General features: G+C 67.8%; 19 protein-coding genes. 14 read left to right on the forward strand and 5 right to left on the reverse strand.

All coding sequences use genetic code 11. The annotated features are described in order from the left end of the window. The first annotated feature begins 101 nt into the window (after positions 1 to 101). From C438_RS15755 to C438_RS15780, 6 genes are all read left to right on the forward strand, one after another. Positions 102 to 863, forward strand: a complete 762-nt coding sequence (locus C438_RS15755) for an alpha/beta hydrolase (protein WP_004970658.1) — start codon at positions 102 to 104, stop codon at positions 861 to 863. Positions 864 to 1,106: 243 nt separating this feature from the next. After that, entirely contained in the window at positions 1,107 to 2,972 is a 1,866-nt protein-coding gene (dnaK, locus tag C438_RS15760) for a molecular chaperone DnaK (RefSeq protein WP_004970660.1), read from the forward strand. A gap of 161 nt (positions 2,973 to 3,133) precedes the next feature. Further along, positions 3,134 to 4,294: a molecular chaperone DnaJ gene (dnaJ, locus tag C438_RS15765; protein WP_004970661.1), complete on the forward strand. Its 1,161-nt coding sequence runs from the start codon at positions 3,134 to 3,136 to the stop codon at positions 4,292 to 4,294. A gap of 52 nt (positions 4,295 to 4,346) precedes the next feature. Beyond that, entirely contained in the window at positions 4,347 to 4,667 is a 321-nt protein-coding gene (locus tag C438_RS15770; protein ID WP_004970662.1) for a cupin domain-containing protein, read from the forward strand. Positions 4,668 to 4,761: 94 nt separating this feature from the next. Then, entirely contained in the window at positions 4,762 to 5,469 is a 708-nt protein-coding gene (locus C438_RS15775) for an AMP-binding protein (RefSeq protein ID WP_004970663.1), read from the forward strand. A 137-nt stretch (positions 5,470 to 5,606) separates the two neighbouring features. Continuing rightward, positions 5,607 to 6,914 carry a dicarboxylate/amino acid:cation symporter gene (locus C438_RS15780; RefSeq protein WP_004970664.1) on the forward strand — a complete coding sequence of 436 codons (1,308 nt, stop codon included), beginning with the start codon at positions 5,607 to 5,609 and terminating at the stop codon, positions 6,912 to 6,914. Positions 6,915 to 6,934: 20 nt separating this feature from the next. Here C438_RS15780 and C438_RS15785 read toward each other — a convergent pair whose 3' ends face one another. Beyond that, complete coding sequence (locus C438_RS15785; RefSeq protein WP_049918153.1) at positions 6,935 to 8,941, reverse strand: AMP-binding protein; 2,007 nt, start codon at positions 8,939 to 8,941, stop codon at positions 6,935 to 6,937. Positions 8,942 to 9,064: 123 nt separating this feature from the next. Here C438_RS15785 and C438_RS15790 point away from each other — a divergent pair, with 123 nt between their 5' ends. Beyond that, complete coding sequence (locus tag C438_RS15790; protein WP_004970666.1) at positions 9,065 to 9,646, forward strand: GNAT family N-acetyltransferase; 582 nt, start codon at positions 9,065 to 9,067, stop codon at positions 9,644 to 9,646. Positions 9,647 to 9,677: 31 nt separating this feature from the next. On the opposite strand, the gene C438_RS15795 is transcribed toward C438_RS15790, so the two are convergent. Further along, positions 9,678 to 9,953 (reverse strand): hypothetical protein, encoded by a 276-nt coding sequence (locus C438_RS15795; RefSeq protein WP_004970667.1) that lies wholly within the window; start codon positions 9,951 to 9,953, stop codon positions 9,678 to 9,680. 113 nt (positions 9,954 to 10,066) lie between these two features. After that, positions 10,067 to 10,321: a DUF7520 family protein gene (locus tag C438_RS15800; protein WP_004970668.1), complete on the reverse strand. Its 255-nt coding sequence runs from the start codon at positions 10,319 to 10,321 to the stop codon at positions 10,067 to 10,069. 147 nt (positions 10,322 to 10,468) lie between these two features. Between C438_RS15800 and cdd the strand changes: the two genes are divergently transcribed. From cdd to C438_RS15820, 4 genes are all read left to right on the forward strand, one after another. Next, positions 10,469 to 10,897: a cytidine deaminase gene (cdd, locus tag C438_RS15805; protein WP_004970669.1), complete on the forward strand. Its 429-nt coding sequence runs from the start codon at positions 10,469 to 10,471 to the stop codon at positions 10,895 to 10,897. 96 nt (positions 10,898 to 10,993) lie between these two features. Further along, a complete protein-coding gene (locus C438_RS15810) occupies positions 10,994 to 12,175 on the forward strand; it encodes a hypothetical protein (RefSeq protein WP_004970670.1) in 1,182 nt (393 codons plus the stop codon). Further along, complete coding sequence (locus tag C438_RS15815) at positions 12,172 to 12,990, forward strand: nucleoside phosphorylase (protein WP_004970671.1); 819 nt, start codon at positions 12,172 to 12,174, stop codon at positions 12,988 to 12,990. The genes C438_RS15810 and C438_RS15815 overlap by 4 nt, the downstream gene beginning before the upstream one ends. A gap of 114 nt (positions 12,991 to 13,104) precedes the next feature. Continuing rightward, positions 13,105 to 14,298, forward strand: coding sequence for an NAD(P)/FAD-dependent oxidoreductase (locus tag C438_RS15820; RefSeq protein WP_004970672.1), 1,194 nt, complete (start codon positions 13,105 to 13,107; stop codon positions 14,296 to 14,298). 261 nt (positions 14,299 to 14,559) lie between these two features. Here the strand turns inward: C438_RS15820 and C438_RS15825 are convergent, their stop codons facing one another. Beyond that, positions 14,560 to 15,093: an Rrf2 family transcriptional regulator gene (locus tag C438_RS15825; protein ID WP_004063234.1), complete on the reverse strand. Its 534-nt coding sequence runs from the start codon at positions 15,091 to 15,093 to the stop codon at positions 14,560 to 14,562. A 165-nt stretch (positions 15,094 to 15,258) separates the two neighbouring features. On the opposite strand from C438_RS15825, the gene C438_RS15830 reads away from it, so the two are divergent. The 3 genes from C438_RS15830 (at position 15,259) to C438_RS15840 (ending at position 17,654) form a co-directional block, all read left to right on the forward strand. Beyond that, positions 15,259 to 16,179 (forward strand): NAD-dependent epimerase/dehydratase family protein, encoded by a 921-nt coding sequence (locus C438_RS15830; RefSeq protein WP_004970673.1) that lies wholly within the window; start codon positions 15,259 to 15,261, stop codon positions 16,177 to 16,179. A 105-nt stretch (positions 16,180 to 16,284) separates the two neighbouring features. Further along, positions 16,285 to 17,184, forward strand: a complete 900-nt coding sequence (gene rocF / locus C438_RS15835; protein ID WP_004970674.1) for an arginase — start codon at positions 16,285 to 16,287, stop codon at positions 17,182 to 17,184. Continuing rightward, on the forward strand, positions 17,184 to 17,654 hold the full coding sequence (locus C438_RS15840) for an NUDIX domain-containing protein (RefSeq protein WP_004970675.1): 471 nt from the start codon (positions 17,184 to 17,186) through the stop codon (positions 17,652 to 17,654). Before rocF ends, C438_RS15840 begins: the two co-directional genes overlap by 1 nt. A 3-nt stretch (positions 17,655 to 17,657) precedes the next feature. Here the strand turns inward: C438_RS15840 and C438_RS15845 are convergent, their stop codons facing one another. Next, complete coding sequence (locus tag C438_RS15845; protein WP_049918154.1) at positions 17,658 to 18,071, reverse strand: hypothetical protein; 414 nt, start codon at positions 18,069 to 18,071, stop codon at positions 17,658 to 17,660. Positions 18,072 to 18,160 lie beyond the last annotated feature (89 nt).

Raw genomic sequence — 18,160 nt, forward strand, 5'->3', positions numbered from 1 at the left:
TCGTCGGGGCGGTCTCGATTCCCCCCGACCGGCGAGGACTTTTGTTCTCACCTCGCTATCACTACGCCATGCGACTTCGTTCCCGTCGGCGGCGGCCGACCGTGCGCGTCACCCAACACGGCGACCCCGGCGACGACGACCTGCTTTTCGTCCTCGGGTGGGGCAACGAGCCGGGTCATCGGAGCGTCGAGTGGCTCCTCGACCGCCTCACCTACGAGGGGTATCACGTCCACGCCGTCGAACTCCCGACGAACGGCTGGGAGTTCGAGCGCCAGTACGTGAACCCGGTGCGGGCGTACGCGGTCGACCGCGACATCGACCTCGTCCTCAGCCACAGTACCGGCGGCCTCGTGGCCGCCCACCTCGACCTCTCGGTCCGGAACGTCTTTCTGAGCCCGTGGTGGGGGACGGCGGTCTCGGGGCTCGCCACGCTCTTTTTGCCCCTCGTCAGGCGACTGCCGACGACCAAGGCCGTCATCCCGTCCGGCATCTCCCGCGACGACCTCGGCGAGCTGAAGCTCGCGGCCGAGCTGGCCGACGCCCCGGGCAACGTCTCGCCCGCGTTCCTCCGCATGATTCGCGGCGCACAGGTGTCGTTGCCGTCGTTCCGACCCGACGACGTGGTGTTCGTCTCGCTTTCGGACCGGGTCGTGGACGTTCGCGCAATCGGCGACCGGACGCCGTCGGCGAACCTCGTCCCCTACGACGGCGGTCACGAGTTCTTCGCCAGCGAGGGCCGCGAGCGGACGCTCTCGACGGTGCTCGACGCCCTCGACGGAGCCGACGCGTCGTCGCTCCGAGCGAACGGCGCTGACGCGTCCGACTCGGCCGACGGAACCGAACGCCCGCAACCGACCGACTGACTGTTCGCGGGGGCGCGGGCCGCGTGGTCGCGTGGTCGCGCGGTCGGTCGCCGACCGAGTGTCGGGTCGCCGCCGGCCATGTTCTCCGTCGTCGCCGCGACGCGGTCGGCGGTTCTACATAAATCGACCGACCTGTTTCGACGCGAGAATAGAAAATCGCAAGACGGCGTCGACCTCGTCGCACACCGTGTGTCGCAGTATCTAGTAACCTTTAACCGGCAAAAGACGGTATTTGCGGGCAAGATGGCGAGCAACAAGATTCTGGGTATCGACCTCGGCACCACGAACAGCGCGTTCGCGGTGATGGAGGGCGGCGACCCGGAGATTATCGTGAACGCAGAAGGCGACCGAACCACCCCCTCCGTCGTCGCGTTCACCGACGACGGTGAGCGGTTGGTCGGCAAGCCGGCGAAGAACCAGGCCATCCAGAACCCGGAGCGCACGATTCGGTCTATCAAGCGCCACATGGGCGAGGACGGCTACACCGTCGACATCGAGGGCGAGGAGTACACGCCGGAGCAGATTTCGGCGATGATTCTCCAGAAGATCAAGCGCGACGCCGAGGACTACCTCGGCGACGAACTGCAGAAGGCCGTCATCACCGTCCCCGCGTACTTCAACGACAAACAGCGGCAGGCGACGAAGGACGCCGGCGAAATCGCGGGTCTCGACGTCGAGCGCATCGTCAACGAGCCGACCGCCGCGTCGATGGCCTACGGTCTCGACGACGAGTCGAACCAGACCGTGCTCGTCTACGACCTCGGCGGCGGCACGTTCGACGTGTCCGTCCTCGACCTCGGCGGCGGCGTCTACGAAGTGGTCGCCACGAACGGGGACAACGACCTCGGCGGCGACGACTGGGACGAGGCCATCATCGACTGGCTCGCCACCGAGTTCAAGAACGACCACGGTATCGACCTCCGCGAGGACCGACAGGCGCTCCAGCGTCTCAAGGACGCGGCCGAGGAAGCCAAAATCGAACTCTCCTCGCGCAAGGAGACGACCATCAACCTCCCGTTCATCACGGCGACGGACTCCGGGCCGGTCCACCTCGAATACGACCTGACCCGCGCGAAGTTCGAGTCGCTCACCGCCGACCTCATCGACCGCACGGTCGAGCCGACCGAGCAGGCGCTCGAAGACGCCGGCTACGACAAGGGCGACATCGACGACGTCATCCTCGTCGGCGGCTCCACCCGGATGCCGCAGGTCCGCGACAAGGTCGAAGAACTGCTCGGCTCCGAGCCGAAGAAGTCCGTCAACCCCGACGAGGCCGTCGCGCTCGGCGCGGCCATTCAGGGCGGCGTTCTCGGCGGCGAGGTCGACGACATCGTCCTCCTCGACGTGACGCCGCTGTCGCTCGGTATCGAGGTCAAAGGCGGTCTCTTCGAGCGCCTCATCGAGAAGAACACGACGATTCCGACCGAGGAGTCGAAGATTTTCACCACCGCGGCCGACAACCAGACGACGGTGCAGGTCCGCGTCTTCCAGGGCGAACGCGAGATGGCCGAGGACAACGAACTCCTCGGCGAGTTCACGCTCTCCGGCATCCCGCCGGCCCCCGCGGGCACCCCGCAGATCGAAGTCGGCTTCAACATCGACGAGAACGGCATCGTCAACGTCTCCGCCGAGGACAAAGGCTCCGGCAACGCCGAGTCCATCACCATCGAGGGCGGCGCGGGCCTCTCCGACGACGAGATCGACCGCATGCAACAGGAGGCCGAACAGCACGCCGAAGAGGACAAAGAGCGCCGTCGCGCCGTCGAGGCCCGCAACGAGGCCGAGGGCGCGGTCCAGCGCGCGGAGACGCTCCTCGAAGAGAACGAAGAGAATGTCGACGACGAACTTCGCGCCGACATCGAGGCGGCCATCGAGGACGTCGAAGCCGTCCTCGAGGACGACGACGCCTCCACGGACGAACTCGAAGACGTGACCGAAGACCTTTCGAAGCAACTGCAGGAAATCGGCAAGCGCATGTACCAACAGCAGGCGCAGGCCGGCGGTGCCGGCGGCGCTGGTGCGGGCGCGGCCGGCGGCCCCGGCGGTGCCGACCCCGAGGACTTCGTCGACGCCGACGCGGACTTCGACGAGGACGAAGAGGACAACTGAGCGACTGAGCGACTGAGCGACTGACTGACTCTCGGGTCGCCGAGGGACCCGACGCCGGCGGTCGAATCCGGGCGAAACCCCCGGTTTGACCCCGCTCGCGCTCGCCGCGATACGAGAGACGGGCTTTTCAAATACCTTCACCGGCTACAAGATAGCAACTGATGAGCGAGAACTTCTACGACGTACTCGGGGTCTCGCGGGACGCCTCGAAAGACGAAATCAAGAACGCGTACCGCAAGAAGGCCGCGAAGTACCACCCCGACGTTTCCGACGAGGACGACGCCGAGGAGAAGTTCAAGAAGGTCCAGAAGGCCAAGGAGGTGCTCACGGACGACGAGAAGCGGCAGATGTACGACCAAGTCGGCCACGAGCGCTTCCAGCAGTCCCAGAAACGCGGCGGCGGCGGTGGTGGCGGCCGCGGCGGCGGCAACCCCTTCGGCGGCGGCGGTAACCCGTTCGGCGGCATGGGCGGCGGCGGTGGCGGCTTCGAGGACATCTTCAACAACCTGTTCAACGGCGGCGCGGGCGGCCAACAGCGCAACCGCCCCCAGCAGGGCCGCGACGTGGCCCAGCGCATCTCGATCGACCTCGAAGACGCCTACCACGGCGTCGAGCGCGACGTGACGATTCGCCGCCGCGAGGTCTGTCCGGAGTGCGACGGCGAGGGTCACCCCGACGACGCGGAGGTGAACACCTGTTCGGAGTGTAACGGCTCGGGCCAGCAGACGACGGTCCAGCAGACGCCGTTCGGCCGCGTCCAGCAGACGACGACCTGTCGCGCCTGCGGCGGCGAGGGCGAGACCTACAGCGAGGACTGTTCGGAGTGCCGCGGGAGCGGTCGCGTCCGCCGCACCCGCGACGTGACCATCACCATCCCCGCCGGCTTCCGCGACGGCCAGCGCCTCCGCTACCGCGGCGAGGGCGAACCCGGCGAGAACGGCGGTCCCAACGGCGACCTGTTCGTCGAGGTCAACGTCCGCGACCACGAGGAGTTCGAGCGCGACGGCGACGACCTCCGCTACACCCATCCCATATCCTTCCCGCAGGCCGTCTTCGGCGCGACCGTCGAGGTGCCGACGCTCGACGGCGAGGAGGAACTGAAGGTGCCCGCGGGCACCCAAAGCGGGTCGACGTTCACCGTCTCCGACGCGGGGATGCCCCACCTCGACGGTCGGGGCCACGGCGACCTGCACGTCGAGGTCCACGTCGTCACGCCCGAGGACCTCAACAAAGAACAGCGCGAGGCGCTCAAGGAGTTCGCCGAGGCCGGCGGCGAGGAGGTCAAAGAGGGCCTCTTCCAGAAGCTGAAGAACTCGCTGTAACGGATTTCCGGCACCGCCACGCTCTCTTGTCCGGCGGCCGTCAGTTCGGTCGATGTCCTACACGAAAGCGAACTACGAGGACGTAGACGCGGTCGGCGGCGGGCTCCACTTCCTGCGGGACGAACTCGACTGCGTCGAACTCGGCTTCAGCGTGTTGGAGGCGGACCCCGACTGGTCCGGCAAGCCCCACGACCACGCCGAACAGGGCCACGAGGAAGTGTACTACCTCGTCTCCGGCGGGGCCACGCTCGTCGTCGAGGACAAGGAACTCGACCTCGAACCCGGCGACGCCGTGCGCGTCTCGCCGGAGGACACGCGCGAACTCCGAAGCGGCCCCGAGGAGAGCACGTTCGTCATCGCTGGCGCGCCCTGACTCACATCGAGGGACGACGCCGGGTTCCCGTCGCGTTCTCGAACCGCGAGCGCGCCTCGGGGCCTTTTTTCGCACCGACTCCGTACGGTCGGCTATGGACGTTATCGGCGACCTCATGGCCCGCGACCGGCGGAGCGACCGACTCGCGCTCCGGGTCGACGGCCCCGGCCGGACCTACACGTACCACGACCTCATCACGACCTCGTACAAGGCCGGGAACGTCCTCCGCTACCTCGGCGTCCGCAAGGGCGCTCGCGTCGCGGTCGACCCGGTGTCGCTCCCCGAACCGCTGTTGACGTTCCTCGGGGCGGCCCAACTGGGCGCGGTGACCGCGTTCGACCCGGCGGTCGAGGCGCGGGCGACCGTCGTCGCCGTCGCCCGCGAGTCCGAGTTCGACGACCTCCCGCCGGGGCAGAAACTCGCCGTGTTCGGCGGCCCGCCGAGTTCGCCCGCGACGACCCACTGGGAACAGGAGGTCTGGAGCGAGAACCCCGCGGTCCACCCGGAGGTCGTCGCGCCCGACGACCCGGCGCTCGTCGCCGGCGACCGCGAGCTCACCCACGGCGACCTGCTCGACGCGGCCCGCGGGGTCGTCGCCGACTTCGACCTCGAAACGGGCGACACGGTCGCGGTCCGGTCGTCGCTCTCCCGTCCCGGCACCGTCGTCGCCGGCGTGCTCGCCCCGCTTCTCGCCGGCGGCACGATTCGGATTCCCGAGACCGACGAGGCCGTCGAGGCGGCGCTCTCGGTCGGCGACGGGGTCCCCGAGTCGGTCGCGCTCGCGCCCGACGACGCGTACTGACGGCGGGCGTGGCGGCCTATCGTCAGAGAGTCAAATATTCATTCGATTCTTGAGTTTAAATTCCACGACCGTGTTAAATTCCGATTTTCGACCGCTACATTTATGATTCGGCTGTAAGGTTGGTTCACATACGTTACATGTCACAGTCTGGCATCGTGTCACTCTGGAACCGGTATCGCTCGGTCGGCATCGTCTACCGAATCGGGGTCGCGTTCGTCCTCGGGTCGCTCGTCGGCCTCGTCGTCGGCGAACCCGCGACGGCCCTGAAACCGGTCGGCGACCTGTTCGTCCGACTGCTGAAGATGCTCATCGTCCCCATCGTGGTGTTCACGCTCCTGATGGGCGTCCGACAGCTCTCGCCGTCGTCGCTCGGTCGCGTCGGATTACAGGTCGTGGGCCTGTACGCGCTCACGTCCGCGTTCGCGGTCGCCATCGGGCTCGGCGTGAGTAACCTCGTCTCTCCCGGCTCTCGCGGGCTCGAAGAACTGCTCGCCGGTGCCGAGGCACAGAGCGCCGAGGCCCCCGACGCCGTCGAAGTCGTCCTCAACATCGTCCCGACGAACCCCGTGGGCGCGATGGCCGACGGGAGCGTGTTGCCGACCATCTTCTTCGTCGTCGTGTTCGGCCTCGGCCTCACGCTGGCGTGGGAGGAGACCGACGACGAGCAGGTCAAACGCGGCATCGAGTCGTTCTTCGACCTCGCCGACGCGGGCGCGGAGGCGATGTACAAGGTCGTCTGGGGGGCGATGGAGTTCGGCGTTCTCGGCGTCTTCGCGCTCATGGCGAACGTCTTCGGCACCGCGGGCGTCGACGCCGTCCTTCCCTTCGCGCTCCTCATCGGAACGATGCTCCTCGCGGCCGTCGTTCACATCGGGGTCGTCTACCTCGGCGCGTTCGTCGTCGGGGTCGCGGGGCGGTCGCCGGTCGCGTTCCTCTCCGGTGCGCGCGACGCGATGGTGACCGCGCTGAGCATCCGGTCGTCGTCCGGGACGCTCCCGGTCACGATGTCCGACGCGGACGAGAACCTCGGCATCGAAGAGCGCATCTACGGCTTTACGCTCCCGCTCGGCGCGACCATCAACATGGACGGCACGGCGATGTATCAGGGCGTCGCGGCCATCTTCGCGGCGAACATCGTCGGCGTGAACCTCTCTCTGGCCGACCAGTTCGCCGTCGTCGCGGTGGCCGTGCTGGCGAGCATCGGCACCGCCGGCGTGCCCGGGTCGGGGCTCATCATGCTCACGCTCGTCTTGACGCAACTCGGCCTGCCGCTCGAAATCGTGGGGCTCGTCGCCGGCGTCGACCCAATCCTCGACCGGATTCGGACGATGGTGAACGTGACCGGCGACCTCGCGGTGACGACGGTCGTCGCCACGTGGAACGACGCGGTCGACTTCACCGCCGACGCGTGGGACGACGGCGTCGGCGCGGCGCTGTCCGACTGAACGAAAAACGAAAAACCGCCTCAGGACGCGTTCTCTATCTTTTCGAGCGACTCGGGGTTCTCGATACTGCTCATGTCTCCGAGGTCCTCGCCCGCGTAAATCGAGGCGATGGCGCGGCGGATTATCTTCCCCGACTGCGTCTTCGGGAACTCGTCGACGAACAGTATCTCGCGCGGACGGAACGGCTTGCCCAGCTCCTCGCCGACGACGCCCCGAAGCTCCTCGCGGAGGTCGTCGCTCTCCCCGACGCCGTCTTCGAGGACGACGTAGGCGACGACGGCCGTCCCGGTGGTGTCGTCGGGGACGCCGACCGCGGCGGCCTGATTCACCGCGTCGTGTTCGATGAGCGCGCCTTCGACCTCGGCGGGGCCGACCTTGCGGCCGGCCACGTTGAGGGCGTCGTCGGCGCGGCCGTGGAGGAACCAGAAGCCGTCTTCGTCCTTCTGCGCCCAGTCGCCGTGGTCCCAGAGGTCGTCCCACGACGACCAGTAGGTGTCGAGGTAGCGCTCGTCGCCCTCCCAGAGGCTCTTTGTCATCGACGGACAGGAGTCGCGGGCGACGAGGAAGCCCCGTTCGTGGGTGTCGGCGATGGACTCGCCCGACGAGTCCACGATATCGATGTCCATCCCGAGGCCGGGGCCGCCGAGCGAGCAGGGCTTGAGCGGCTGGGTCGGCATCGGCATGAGGAAACAGCCGCAGATTTCGGTGCCGCCGGAGATGTTCATGATGGGCGCGTCGCCGCCGCCGACGTGTTCGTAGAACCACATCCACGACTCGGGGTCCCACGGCTCGCCGGTCGACCCGAGGAGGCGCAGGCTCGACAGATCGTGTTTCTCGACTTCCTCGTCACCGTACTTCCGCAGGGCGCGGATTGCGGTCGGCGAGATGCCGAAGGTGGTGATGCGGTGGCGCTCTATCATCTCCCAGAAGCGGTCCGGGTTCGGGTAGTCGGGCGCGCCCTCGTACATGAAGATGGTGCCGGCGAACGTGTGGTTCCCGATGAGCGTCCACGGGCCCATCATCCAGCCGATGTCGGACACCCAGAAGAATCGGTCTTCGGGCTTCTGGTCGAAGCCGAAGTGAATCTCCTTCGCGGTCTGCATCTGGACGCCCGCGTGGGTGTGGACGATGCCCTTCGGCTTGCCGGTCGTCCCCGAGGAGTACAGCAACATCGACTCGGCGTCCGACGGGAGGGATTTGGTTTCGTACTCGGAGTCGGCCGCGCCGACGGTGTCTTCCCACCACTCGTCGCGGCCCTCTGTCCACGGCACGTCGTCGTCGCTATCCCCGCTTTCGTCGCCGAACCGCCGGTAGACGACGACGTTCTCGACGCAGTCCGCCTCCGCCATCGCCTCGTCGGCGGTCGGCTTCAGCCGGACTTCCGAGCCGCGGCGATAGAAGCCGTCAGCAGTAAAGAGGACTGAACACTCGGGGTCTGCGAGGCGGGTCGCGGTGGCGTCGACGCCGAAGCCGGAGAAGATAGGGACGGCTATCGCGCCGACCTTGAAACAGCCGTAGAGGATAGAGATGACCTCGGGGACCATCGGCATGTACAGCCCCACCGTATCCCCGGTCTCGACGCCGTACGATTCGAGGACGTTGGCGACGCGGTTGGCCTCGCGGTAGAGGTCGTGGTAGGTCCGCTGGACGACCTCGCCGTCTTCGCCCTCCCAGATGCAGGCGACGCGGTTCCGGTTCCCGGAGTCGACCGCGGCGTGGCGGTCGAGGGTGTTGTGGGCGACGTTTAGCTCGCCGCCGGGGTACCAGCGGGAGAACTGCGGCCCCTCCGAGTCGTCGCGGACCGCGTCGTACTCCTCGTAGAAGTCGATGTCGAGGTAGTCGACGAGCTCGTCCCAGAACCACTCGACGCCCGAGGCACCGACGCCCGGAACCTCGGTCGTCGTCCGCTCGATGAGTTCGTCGTAGTCCTCGATGTCGTGTTCCCGCATGAAGCGGGTGACGTTGGCGTCCTCGACGAACGCCGGGTCCGGTTCGTGTACCACGGTGTCGGTGTCGGGCACGTCCATGAACCGTGGTTCCGCGACGGGAACCATGAATCTTTACTGTTCTTTCGTTGAGTTCGACCGACGCGGCGGGAATCGGTCGCCCGGCCCGAGGCGTTTTTGTCGGCCGGTGTGCTACTGATAGGCATGTACGTCCGAGACGCGAAGAACCGAGACGAGGTCTGGTTGCTCGACTCGCTTGAGGAACTCGGACTCGACGACGGCTCTTTCCGGTCCCGCGATTACGTGATTGCGCTCGACGAGGAGTCCGGCGAGAAGGCCGGATTCGGGCGCATTCGGGTCCACAAGACCGACGAGCCGTTCTGCGAGGTCACCTGCGTCGGCGTCTCGGAGCGGTGGCGCGGGCAGGGCGTCGGCGCGCACGTCGTCGAGCGACTGGTCGACCGCGCCGCGGCCGAGGCGTTCGACACCGTCTACGGGTTCTCCTCGGACCACGGCTACTGCGCGCAGTTCGGCTTCGAGGCGGTCGACGCCGAGGACCTCCCGTCGGGGCCGCGGAAGCGACTCGACGGAGTGAGGGAAGCCGACGGCGACGCCATCGCGCTCCGACTCGACCGCGAGTCGTTCTCGATGCCCGAGCGCCTCCGCGAGCGGTTCAAAGTCGCCGCGCCCGCGAGCGCCGGAGACGCCGAGCCCGAACTGACCGCCGAGGACTTCGGCTACGACGAGGAGACGCCGACGAAGTACTCCACGAACCTGCGACGCTGAATCGAATCCCCGGACCCGACTCGCGGCCGGCTCAGGTCCGGTCGTCGAGGAAGTCGGTGCTGAAGACGATCCAGGTCAGCACGCTACAGAACAGAATCGGCGGGAGGATGGCGAAGCCCCAGAGCGGTTCGAGCCCCTGCAGGAGGATGAGTACCACGTCGGCCAGCCCGAGCGCGAGGAACGGCGCGGTCGCAAGCGCGGCGCGCTTTCGGTTCTTGCCACCCGTGTCCTCCGGGAGCGGGCCGGGGGCGGCGTCGCCGGCCGAGGCGTCCGAGGTCGAGGTCGAGGTCGACGAGGGCGCGTCCATGCGGGTCCGTCGGGGCCGGACGAGCAAAAGCGGTCCGCCTTCCGGTCGCGGTTCCCCGACCGGGACGGGCGTTTCGACGCGGCGCGAGCCACCGTTACCGAGGTGGACCCCCGTTACTGAGCGTTCTCCACGCGCGAGGCGTACTCGACGAGCGCGAACAGCACCGCGAGGATGACGGCCGAGAACGCCATCCCGTAGAGGCTGAAGGCGAGCGGACTGGTCGGCAGTGAGAGGACGCCGAACAGCGATATCTCGGCGGCGACCTGACCGCCGTTCTCGCCGATGAAGACGCCGAGGATGCCCGAGATGACTACGACGCTCGCGCCGACGAGGAGCAGGATTCGTCGTCCGCCGGATGTGTCGTTCACGACGCCGCGTTGGGGCCGCGTCGTATAGTCGCTTGCGGGACGACGCGATGGGGGCGGCCCCCCGGAGCCTCCGCCCGCGTCCGTCGACCGAGTCGACAGTCTCGGAGAGCCGAACGAACTAAGCCACCCCACGCGAATGAGCGCCCAATGCCCGAATCACTCGTCGAACGCGCCCGCGAAGCCCTCGACAACGCTTACGTTCCCTACTCGGAGTACACCGTTGGAGCGGCGCTCAGGACCGCAGACGGCGAGGTCTACGTCGGCTGTAACATCGAGAACGCCAACTACTCGAACAGCCTCCACGCCGAGGAGGTCGCCATCGCGGAGGCCGTGAAGAACGGCCACACGGAGTTCGACCGCCTCGTCGTCACCTCGGGCGCGCGCGACGGCGTGACGCCCTGCGGAATGTGTCGCCAGACGCTCGCGGAGTTCTGCGACGAGGACCTCCCGGTCGTCTGCGACCTCGGCGGCGACGACGTCGCCGAGTACACGCTGGGCGAACTCCTCCCGAACACCATCTCGCTGGACACGCTGGAAGCCGCCGCGGCGAAGCGCGACGCCGACGCCGACGAGTAGCGTGTCGCTCGCCGCCGACCGCGGAACCGCCGCGCTCGCGCTCGCTTTCTCGTCGCACTCTCGGGGTGTGCGTCGCTGTCGCCGTCCCCGCCGGTCGTGGACGCCGCCCTCGGAACCCAGTCGGCCGACGCGAGCGACGGCGACGACGGGGCCGTCTCTGCCGCCGTCGGTGGAACCGGGTCGTCGGCGATGCCGGAGACGCGCCCCGCCGACAACCCGTGGGGTCGCGCGCCCGTCGTCGTCGGCATCGACGCGCCCGCGGACGGCCGCGACTACGCGTCGCTCGTCGAATCGGCGGTCGACCACTGGCGGGCGAACGCGTCGGCGGTCGCCTACGACCCGGCGTTCGTCGTGGTGCCGAACGCCTCGGAACCGGACGTGACCGTCTCGGTCGTCGAGCGAATCGACGCCTGCGGCGACTACGACGGCGCGGACGCGGTCGGCTGTGCGCCCCTCTTGGACGGCGACGAACCGACCGCACCAACTGAGCCTGTTTCGGTGGTCGTCGCCGCCGGCTACGACGACCGGACGACCGAGACGGTGTTGCGCCACGAGTTCGGCCACCTGCTCGGACTGACCCACGACGACGCCGACGCGTTCCCCGCGCTGTCCGAGCGCATCGAGACGACGCGACTGCCAGAACCGGACGCCGCCGAACGAGAGTCGCCCTTCCGCGAGCAGAGCGTCGCGGTCCACGTCGACCTCTCGAACGTCTCGGCAGACGAGCGGGCGACCTACGAGGCCGAAATCGACCACGCGCTGTCGTACTACGAGTCCGGGGCCGACGGCGTCGCGCCCGCGAACCGTTCGTTCGAGCGCGTTTCCGACCCCGAGGTGGCCGACGTGACGCTCTCGGTGTCGGCGTTCGGCGACGGCGACTCGGGCGTGCGCTGGCGGCGGACCGGTGTCGACGTCGACGACGACGCGGCGCTGGAGTGGTACACCGGCGGCGACCTCGTCGTGGACGCCGACCTCGACCCGTCGCTGGTCGACTGGTACGTCGGCGCGGGACTCGGCTACCTGCTGGCGGCCGACGAGCGGGCCGACCTCCCGCCGCCGTTCCGCGACGGCGACCCCGCCGACGACCCGGCGTGGCGCGGCGTCGCGGGCGAGCGGCGGTCGACGGTGACGCCCCCACGCGCGACGACCTCGCCGGCCGCGACCGCGAACGAGAACGAGAACGAGAACGAGAACGAGAACGAGAACGCGACGACGCCCGCGAGGGTTCCCTCAGAGAACGCAAGAATTTCCACCGCCGGCGCGCGAGTAGTGCCATGAACGACAGTGAGGACCCGAACGACGAGGTCCAGTACCACCTCGAAGTCGGTCCCGCGGACCTCGCCGACGCGGTGTTGCTCCCCGGGAACCCGGAGCGCGTGGACAAGGTGACGGCGCTGTGGGACGACCACGAGGAGAAGGCCTACCACCGCGAGTACCGGACCGCCACGGGCAGTTACGACGGGACGCCGATTTCGGTCACCTCGACGGGTATCGGGAGTCCCTCGGCGGCCATCGCCGTCGAGGAACTCGCCCGCGCCGGCGCGGACACCTTCATCCGCGTCGGCTCCTGCGGCGCGATTCAGCCCGAGATGGAGGTGGGCGACCTCGTCATCACCTCTGGCGCGGTCCGACAGGAGGGAACCTCCAAGGAGTACGTCCGCGAGGACTACCCCGCCGTTTCCGACCACGAGGTCGTCTCGGCGCTCGTCGCGGCCGCCGAACGCCTCGGCTACGACTACCACGTCGGCCTCACGATGAGCGCCGACTCCTTCTACGCGGGGCAGGGCCGACCCGGTTTCGAGGGCTTCCGCGCCGCCGGCTCCGACTCGCTCGTCGAGGAACTCCGCGAGGCGAACGTGAAGAACATCGAGATGGAGGCCGCGGCGCTCCTGACCATCGCCAACGTCTACGGCCTCCGCGCCGGGGCGGTCTGCTCGGTCTACGCGAACCGCGTCACCGGCGAGTTCCGCACCGAAGGCGAGTCGCGCGCGGCCGAGACCGCCAGCCTCGCGGTCCACCTCCTCGCGAAGATGGACGCGGTCAAGCGAGAGGCGGGCGTCGACCGCTGGCACGCGGGCCTCAGTCTCGACTAATCCGACAACCGTCGAATCCGGATTTCGACGCTCTGGGGGCGTAGCGGCCAAAATTACCCCGGCTGTGGAGACGGTTTCAAAGCCCCTTTATCGGATGACTGCACAGACGACGACATGAGCACGCAGGTCGTCGTTCTCGGCTCGGGGTACGCCGGGGCCGGCGCGGTCACAACCCTCGAAGAAGAGCTCGGTCACGACGCGCAACTCACGTGGGTCGCCGAACACGACTACCACCTCGTCCTCCACGAGGTCCACCGCTGTATCCGAGACCCGAGCGTCGAGTCCAGCATCACCATCCCCGTCGACGACATCAAGTCCGACTCGACCGACTTCGTCAAGGGTCGCGCGACCGACGTGAACGTCGACGAGCGCGTCGTCGAACTCGAAGGCGGCGACACCGTCGACTACGACTATCTGCTCGTCGCCATCGGCTCCTCGACCGCCTTCTTCGGCATCGAGGGCCTCGAGGAGTTCGCCCACCAGCTCAAGGGTCTCGACGACGCCCGCGAGATTCACCAGGACATCAAGGAGGCGGCCGCCGACGCCTCCCGCGACGACCCCGCGCAGGTCGTCATCGGCGGTGCGGGCCTCTCGGGCATCCAGACGGCCGCCGAGGTCGCCGAGTACCGCGACACCAACCGCGCGCCAATCGACATCAAGCTCGTCGAGGGGATGGACGAAATCTTCCCCGGCAACGACCCCGAACTGCAGGGCGCGCTCCGCCGCCGCGTCGAGGACCTCGACATCGACATCCTCACCGGCGACTTCATCTCGAAGGTCGACGAGGAGACCGTCTTCATCGGCGGCGGCGAGGACGAGGACCCCGAGGAACTCGACTACGACGTGCTCGTCTGGACCGGCGGCATCACCGGTCAGCCCGAGGCGTCCGACGTGGAACTCGAACAGGACGAGCGCTCCCACCGCTTCTTCGCCGAGGAGGACTTCCAGACCAGCGACGACCGCGTCTTCGCGGTCGGCGACTGCGCCCTCGTCGAGCAGGGTCCCGACAGCGTCGCGCCGCCGACGGCGCAGGCCGCCTGGGACGCCGCCGACGTGGCCGGCGAGAACATCGCTCGCGCCCTCGCCGGCAAGCCGCTCAAGCGCTGGACGTTCACCGACAAGGGCACGGTCATCTCCATCGGCCACGACGCCGTCGCCCACGGCGTGAAGTTCCCCGTCGTCGGTGAGTTCCCCGTCAACGTCTTCGGCGGCCCGCTCGCGCGGACGCTGAAGAAGGGAATCGCCGCGAACTGGATTGCCGACGTCACGTCGCCGAAGCGCGCGCTTTCGGCTTGGAACGACCTCTAATCCGGCTACCGCATCCGACCCGACCGCCGGGCGACGCCCGACGCTCGCCGGCTCAGTTTCGGTTTCGGTTTCGTTTCTTCGGCTCCGTTACACTGCCGAGCACTGCCGAGCCGCGAGCGACGCGTCGCGTCGTCACTCGCCGAGGTCAATCGGTGGCGCGGACCGTATCGCTAAGCCGGACGGACTGTCTCGCCCGAACGCCAAACCAGCCGGTCGGAGTGCGTGGAGAGTGCCCGGGAAAAGACGAAGAGATGTGCGTGGTTAGTGCTGGGGTTCGCCGACGGGTGCCTGCATGTCGTCGATGCGGAGGATGAGGATGTTGCTCGTGTCGTCCTTGCCGTCGAGCGTGCCGTCGATGACGAGCTTCGAGAGGGGCGTCGGACCGACGCGAATCTTGTCGCCCTCGTGGAACTCGCGGACGGAGCCCTGCACGTGAATCTCGGCGCGGCACAGCTCGGGGTGGTGAACGCTGGAGAGGTCGATTTCGTCGACGTTGACGCCCTCGACTTCCTCGTCGTTGTGGAACAGGGGGACGAACGCGGGCTCGTCCATCTTGTCCACGTCGAGCGCCTCGTAGGCGTTCGCGGTCGGCTTGTAGCCGCCCTTCGGACCGGGGACGCCCTCGACCAGCTGGAGCGCCTTCAGGCTCTGCATCTGGTTTCGGATGGTGCCGGGGTTTCGGTTGACCTCGGTGGCGATGTCCTCACCCTTTACGGCGTCTTCGGAGTCCCGATAGAGGTTGATGAGGGCAGTCAAGATAGTTTTCTGACTCGACGTGAGCTCGATTGATGACATGGAGAATGGTTCGCTACATACGTCCTTAAATCCGATGGATGGCGGCTCGAATCTGCCGTTCGTCTACTTTGTAACCATATCACACACATGAATGTTCATTTTGAACCTCGATTCGGCCCCGATGCTGTCGATAGCACTATACGGCTCACGAGAGTCCGGTAGCGCATGCACGGGAAACGAGTCCTCGTCACCGGCGGTGCCGGCTTCATCGGCTCGAACCTCGCGAACCACCTCGCCGACGACAACGAGGTCGTCGCGGTCGACGACCTCTATCTCGGGACGCCCGAGAACCTCGACGACGCCGTGGAGTTCCACGACGCGAGCGTCCTCGACGACGACCTTCCGACCGAGGGCGTCGATGTCGTGTTCCACCTCGCGGCGCTGTCGTCGTACAAGATGCACGAGGAGAACCCGGCGAAGGGCGCGCGCGTCAACGTCGAGGGCTTCGTCAACACGGTCGAACAGGCGCGGAAGGACGGCTGTGACACCGTCGTCTACGCCTCCACGTCCTCGATTTACGGCTCTCGGACCGAGCCCTCGCCGGAGGACATGCCCGTCGAGGCGCGCACGGGCTACGAGGCGTCGAAACTGGCGCGGGAGCGCTACGCGGAGTACTTCCACCACCACTACGACGTGCGGACGGCCGGGCTCCGGTTTTTCTCGGTGTATCAGGGCTTCGGCGGCGCGGAGGAACACAAAGGCGAGTTCGCCAACACGGTCGCGCAGTTCGCCGACAAAATCGCGGCCGGCGAGTCGCCGGAGCTGTTCGGCGACGGCACCCAGACCCGCGATTTCACCCACGTCGACGACATCGTCCGCGGCATCGAACTCGCCGCCGACCACCGGCTACAGGGCATCTACAACCTCGGCACCGGCGAGAGCTACTCGTTCAACGAGATGGTCGAACTGATAAACGACGTGCTCGGCACCGACGTCGACCCGGTGTACATCGAAAACCCCCTCGACGTGTACGTCCACGACACGATGGCCGACTGCACGAAGATGCGCGAGGCGACCGGCTGGGAACCACAGATCTCCTTCGAGGAGGGCGTCCGGCGCGTCTGCGAACCGTATCTCGACGAGTAGCCCTCTCGTTCGGCCACGCGGGTCCGCCCGACGACGCGACGGCGAGCGTTATCAATAAGGGTGTTTTTCCGATGCCACTAAACGCCCCGAACGAGTGCATCATCTATGGAACGGAACGTCAGAATTCTGGGTGCGCCGACGGACTACGGTGCCAATCGACGCGGGGTGGACATGGGTCCCTCCGCGATTCGATACGCCGGGCTCGCGGAGGAACTCGAGTCCGCGGGCGTCTCGCCGACGGACGCGGGCGACCTCGCGGTCCCGCACCACGCGACGCGGGACGCGGACGCCGGGGCGGCGAACGCGAAGCACGTCCAAGAGGTCGAAGAGGTGACGACGAGCCTCGCCGACGCGGTCTCGACCGCGCTCGCCGAGGGGACGACTCCGCTCGCGCTCGGCGGCGACCACTCCATCGCCATCGGCTCGCTGGTCGGGAGCGCCCGCGACGCCGACATCGGCGTCATCTGGTTCGACGCCCACGGCGACTTCAACACCCCGAGCACCTCGCCGTCCGGCAACGTCCACGGCATGCCGCTGGCCGCCGCGCTCGGCGTCGGTGACTTCGCGGGCGTCGAGTGGGCGAACGCCACCGGCCTCAAGGAGGAAAACGTCGCCATCGTCGGTCTGCGCTCCGTCGACGGCGTGGAGGCCGAGGCGATTCGCGACAGCGACGTGACGGTGTACACGATGTCCGATATCGACGAGCGCGGCGTCACCGAGGTGACGAACGACGCCCTCGACGTGGCGACCGACGGCACCGACGGCGTCCACGTCAGCCTCGACCTCGACTGGCTCGACCCCCGCGAGGCCCCCGGCGTCGGGACGCCCGTCCGCGGCGGCGTGACCTACCGCGAGGCCCACGCGGCGATGGAACTCGTCGCCCGCTCGGAGGCCATGCGCTCGTTCGAACTCGTGGAGGTCAACCCCATCCTCGACGAGCACAACGAGACCGCGACGCTCGCGACCGAACTCGCCGCAAGCGCCTTCGGCAAGCGCATCCTCTGATGTCGACGCCGAGAGAAGCCCCCGCCCCGCACGACCTCGCCGCCGGCGTCGTCGTCTTACAGGGGAACTCCGTGCTCGCGGTCTACGAGAAGGACCGCTGGGGACTGCCGAAAGGCGGCTCCGAACCCGGTGAGTTCTTCTTCGAGACCGCCGCCCGCGAGGCCGCAGAGGAGACCGGCGTTGAAGTCGAAATCCAGTCGTTGGCCTTCACGAGCGAGATTCGCGCCCCGGACCACCGCATCTATCTCCAGCGGTTCTACCACGCGACGCCCGTCGCCGACGACCCGACGCCGTCGCCGAGCGACCCCGACGACGAAATCGAGGCGGCGAAGTTCCTCCCGCTGACCGCCCTCGGGTCGACGCTCACCTACCGCCCGCGGGTCGAACCGCTCCGCGACTGGCTCCGGGACCGCAAGCCGCGACACTACACCTACGACCTGACGCGAGAGCCGTCGGACGTGGAGAAATAGGAGCTACGACGCGCTGTTGCTGGTTTTTCTCGCTCTCACGACTCGAACGGCGTAGCCGACGGCCGCGCCGACACTGCCGAGCGCGAGCGCGAGCACCGCGCCGCCGACGAGCGGGTACGCGACCCACAGCGGCGGCTCCATCGTCGACACCGGGACGAACAGGTTGACCGCGAAGCCGAGACACGGACCGAAGGCGAGCACGATTCCCTCGCCGGCGCGTGTGCCGACTGCCTCGCCTCGGGCGACGTGCGCCGCGACGCCGGCGACGACCAGTATCGCGCCAGCATCAACGACGAGCGACTGCGCGGCCGTCGACGGTTCGAGGTTCCACACCCGAAGCGCGGTCAGGCCGCCGAGAACGACGACGAACGCGAGCGCCGAGACGGCGACGATTCTCGACCGCGGTCGCATTCTCATACCGTGACGACCCCTCGGCCGCGGTAAATGCCTTCGGGGAGCGATGGCCGGAGCCGCGGCTCTCCGGCGGGGTCAGCAAAAGAAAACCG

It is taken from the genome of Haloferax denitrificans ATCC 35960, assembly GCF_000337795.1.
GTDB lineage: Archaea > Halobacteriota > Halobacteria > Halobacteriales > Haloferacaceae > Haloferax > Haloferax denitrificans.